This window comes from Roseateles sp., from assembly GCF_031397715.1.
Classification (GTDB): domain Bacteria; phylum Pseudomonadota; class Gammaproteobacteria; order Burkholderiales; family Burkholderiaceae_C; genus Paucibacter_A.
Genome location: NZ_JANNMI010000315.1, coordinates 1 through 3,761 on the forward strand (window position 1 = coordinate 1; position 3,761 = coordinate 3,761).

Here is a 3,761-nt window from a genome sequence, read left to right on the forward strand (position 1 = left end):
CAATCTTGGCACTCCCGATGCGCCCACCGCGCCCGCCTTGCGCCGCTACTTGGCGCAGTTCCTCAGTGACCCGCGCGTGGTTGAAATTCCTCGGCTGCTTTGGCTGGCCATCCTGCACGGCATCATCCTGCGCGTGCGCCCGGCCAAGTCGGCCGCCAAATACGCCAGTGTCTGGACTTCAGAGGGCTCGCCGCTGAAGGTGTGGACCGCGAAGCAGTCCAAACTTTTGCAAGGCTATCTCGGTGAGCGCGGCCATGCGGTCACGGTGCGCTATGCGATGCGCTATGGCTCGCCCTCGATTGCCGACACGCTCAACAGCCTGCGCGCCGAAGGTGCCACCCGCATCCTGGTGCTGCCGGCTTATCCGCAGTATTCGGGCGCCACCACCGCCAGCGTGGTGGACGATGTGGCCACTTGGGCGCTGGGCACCCGCCACCTGCCCGAGCTGCGCTTCATCAACCGCTACCACGACGAAGCGCCCTACATTGGCGCGCTGGCTGAGAGCGTGCGCCACCACTGGACCGCTAACGGCCGACCTGAGCGGCTGGTGATGAGCTTTCACGGCATGCCGGCGCGCACGCTGGCCCTGGGCGACCCTTACCACTGCGAATGCCTGAAGACCGGCCGCTTGCTGGCCGAGGCGCTGGGTTTGAGCAAGGCTGAGTACATCGTCACCTTCCAAAGCCGCTTCGGCAAAGCCAAGTGGCTGGAGCCCTACACCGAACCGACCTTGAAGAAGCTCGCTGCCGACGGCGTCAAGAACGTGGCCGTGATCTGCCCGGGCTTCAGTGCCGATTGCCTGGAGACCTTGGAAGAGATCAGCATGGAAGCACGCGATGCCTTCATTGCCGCGGGCGGTCAACAATTCAGCTACATTCCCTGCCTGAATGACAGCCCTGCCGGCATGCGCATGCTGACCGCGCTGGCCGAGCGCCATCTGCAGGGCTGGCCAACTCAGGTCGGGCCCGATGCGGCGGCGCTGCAGATCCAGCGCGACTTGGCGCTGGCGGCGGGCGCGTCAAGGTGATGCGGCGTCATTTGCATTACGCTGCGCCATCGGCCTGACTTCCCGCCAGCGCATCACGTGCAGCCAAACACATGGCAACACCAGCACCAAGGCCACGATAGTCAGCAGCCCGCCCGACATCTGCCGCTGCAGGACCACGCCCCAATGGCCCTCGCCGATCGACAGCGAGGCAATCAGCGCCCACACCAAAGTTGACGCGGTCTGGAACAGCTGCAGGCCGGCCCGGGTACCAACGTTCTGCAGCGCACTCAACAAGATCGCGCCCGTCCCGAATTCCTCCTTGTGCTTGGACAACTTGCGCTCCGTCGCATAACTCAGGAAGGTCGGGATCTCCGAGCCGCCGGCTGGGATGGTGCCGAAGGGGAAGCCTAGAAAGGTGCCGCGCAGCCAAGCTCGACCATGATGGCGCGCAGCATGGCGAACTCCTGGTCGACAAAGCCGGCGAAGGCCTTGCCGGTCAGCAGCGCGGACGTCCAGTTATTCGACTCCAGCACGCTGATCCAGACCTTGTTGCGGGGCACCGCTGTGATCATGTCGGTCAAGGCCTTCGGCTGCTCGGACGTGATGCCGGGCGGGCGTAAACGCCGCGCCAATTGCCGATCACCACGTCCAGCCCCAACTCACACAGGGTCGGCACATTGAAGCCGGGCAAGCGCTGGTCCGAGGTGACGGCGATCGTGCGCAGCTTGCCGCTGGCGATGTACTGCGCAAACTCCGAGTAGCCGCAGGGCCAAGTCCAAGGCCTGGACGCCGTCGTGCGGCTGCCGCCGAGCGGTGCAGTAAAAACTTGAGGGAAAATATCTGCATGAAAACCGCCCTGCCCGCCTTCGACAAACTCACCACCGGACTACGGCTGGACAAATGGCTGTGGGCGGCGCGCTTCTTCAAGACCCGCTCGCTGGCGGCCGAGGAGATTGGACGTGGCCGGGTGCAGGTCAACGGCCAAGTGGCCAAGGCCTCGCGCGAACTCAAACCCGGCGACCTGCTGAAATTCCGCCAAGGCGTGGTGGAGCGCGAGGTGCGGGTCCTGGGTTTGAGCCATGTGCGCGGCCCCGCCCGCCAAGCGCAGGCACTGTTTGAAGAAACGCCGGACAGCATCGCCCTGCGCGAGAAGCTCAGCGAAGCGCGTCGGCTGGCGCCCGAGCCGGCCCAGAGCATCACCCAAGGGCGACCGACCAAGCAGGACCGCCGCCGGCTGGCGGATTGGGATCGCTGGTCCGCATCCTCAGACGACCACTAGTTCCGGGATTCCCGCAGCAAGCGTCCCAAATACCCCTCTTGAAATTCCGGAGAAGGCGTCCATATAAGCCCCATAGCTCATTTCCGCATCATGACGACATCCAATAACCCCCCCCAAGAGCCCCTCAGCCCAGACGAACTGATTGCCGCTGTCAACAGCGCCGATGACAGCAAAGTGACTGAGCTGGAAACGCGTTTAGCCGAAATGTCGGACGCCTATCTGCGTGCCAAGGCCGAGGTGGAAAACATCCGCCGTCGCGCCGACGACGATGTCAGCAAGGCGCGCAAGTTCGCGGTCGAGTCCTTTGCCGAGTCGATGCTACCGGTGATGGACAGCATGGAAGCCGCCATCGCCATGCCCGACGCCAAGGTCGAGACGGTGCTGGAAGGCGTACACGCCACCAAGCGCCAATTGGCCGCGGCACTGGAGCGCAACAAGGTGATCGAGTTGAACCCGCCCGCCGGCACCAAGTTCGACCCGCACCAGCACCAGGCGATTTCGGTCGTGCCGGCCGAGCAAGAACCCAACACCGTGGTGATGGTGCTGCAAAAAGGCTATTCGATCGCCGATCGCACGCTGCGACCGGCCCTGGTGACGGTCACCGCGCCCAAATAAATGTGCACCGCTGGGCTTGAAAGCCCAGGACTTATCCACAGCTTATAAGCATCAGCTTCAGGCGGTCGTCGCGACAAAGAACGCGGAGGCCATCAACAAATCTTCAGGAGAAATGACAATGGGAAAGATCATCGGTATTGACTTGGGCACCACGAACTCGTGCGTGGCCGTGATGGAAGGCAACACGACGCGCGTGATCGAGAACGCAGAAGGCGCTCGCACCACGCCATCCATCATTGCTTACCAAGAAGACGGCGAAATCCTGGTCGGCGCCTCGGCCAAGCGCCAGGCCGTCACCAACCCACGCAACACGCTGTACGCGGTGAAGCGTCTGATCGGCCGCAAGTTCACCGAAAAAGAAGTGCAAAAGGACATCAACCTGATGCCCTACACCATAGTTGCCGCCGACAACGGCGACGCCTGGGTCGAAGTGCGCGGCAAAAAGCTGGCGCCGCCCCAAGTGTCGGCCGAGATCCTGCGCAAGATGAAGAAGACCGCCGAGGACTACCTCGGTGAAGAAGTCACCGAAGCCGTCATCACGGTGCCGGCCTACTTCAATGACGCCCAGCGCCAGGCGACCAAGGACGCCGGCCGCATCGCCGGTCTGGACGTCAAACGCATCATCAACGAGCCCACCGCCGCGGCCTTGGCCTTCGGCCTCGACAAGCATGGCAAGGGCGACCGCAAGATCGCTGTGTACGACTTGGGCGGCGGCACCTTTGACGTCTCCATCATCGAGATCGCCGACGTCGACGGTGAAATGCAGTTCGAAGTGCTGTCGACCAATGGCGACACCTTCCTGGGCGGCGAAGACTTCGACCAGCGCATCATTGACTACATCGTCGCCGAGTTCAAGAAGGACCAAGGGGTCGATCTGAC

6 protein-coding genes and 1 pseudogene are annotated in these 3,761 nt (G+C 63.2%); 5 read left to right on the plus strand and 2 right to left on the minus strand.

Going from position 1 to position 3,761, the window contains the following annotated elements; translation table 11 throughout:
- On the plus strand, positions 1 to 1,027 hold a 1,027-nt coding region (hemH, locus tag RMO57_RS13670), incomplete at its 5' end, for a ferrochelatase (RefSeq protein WP_310387472.1).
- A 27-nt stretch (positions 1,028 to 1,054) separates the two neighbouring features.
- On the opposite strand, the pseudogene RMO57_RS13675 reads toward hemH, so the two are convergent.
- Together RMO57_RS13675 and RMO57_RS13680 are read right to left on the minus strand one after the other, a co-directional pair.
- A pseudogene (locus RMO57_RS13675) lies at positions 1,055 to 1,420 on the minus strand (tripartite tricarboxylate transporter permease); the annotation flags it as partial.
- Complete coding sequence (locus tag RMO57_RS13680; protein WP_310387474.1) at positions 1,396 to 1,620, minus strand: hypothetical protein; 225 nt, start codon at positions 1,618 to 1,620, stop codon at positions 1,396 to 1,398. The pseudogene RMO57_RS13675 and the gene RMO57_RS13680, both read right to left, overlap by 25 nt.
- On the opposite strand from RMO57_RS13680, the gene RMO57_RS13685 reads away from it, so the two are divergent.
- The 4 genes from RMO57_RS13685 to RMO57_RS13700 all read left to right on the plus strand — a co-directional run.
- Entirely contained in the window at positions 1,621 to 1,749 is a 129-nt protein-coding gene (locus RMO57_RS13685) for a hypothetical protein (protein WP_310387476.1), read from the plus strand.
- An 83-nt stretch (positions 1,750 to 1,832) separates the two neighbouring features.
- Positions 1,833 to 2,267: an RNA-binding S4 domain-containing protein gene (locus tag RMO57_RS13690; protein WP_310387477.1), complete on the plus strand. Its 435-nt coding sequence runs from the start codon at positions 1,833 to 1,835 to the stop codon at positions 2,265 to 2,267.
- 90 nt (positions 2,268 to 2,357) lie between these two features.
- Positions 2,358 to 2,882, plus strand: a complete 525-nt coding sequence (grpE, locus tag RMO57_RS13695) for a nucleotide exchange factor GrpE (protein WP_310387479.1) — start codon at positions 2,358 to 2,360, stop codon at positions 2,880 to 2,882.
- 118 nt (positions 2,883 to 3,000) lie between these two features.
- On the plus strand, positions 3,001 to 3,761 hold a 761-nt coding region (locus tag RMO57_RS13700; protein ID WP_310387481.1), incomplete at its 3' end, for an Hsp70 family protein.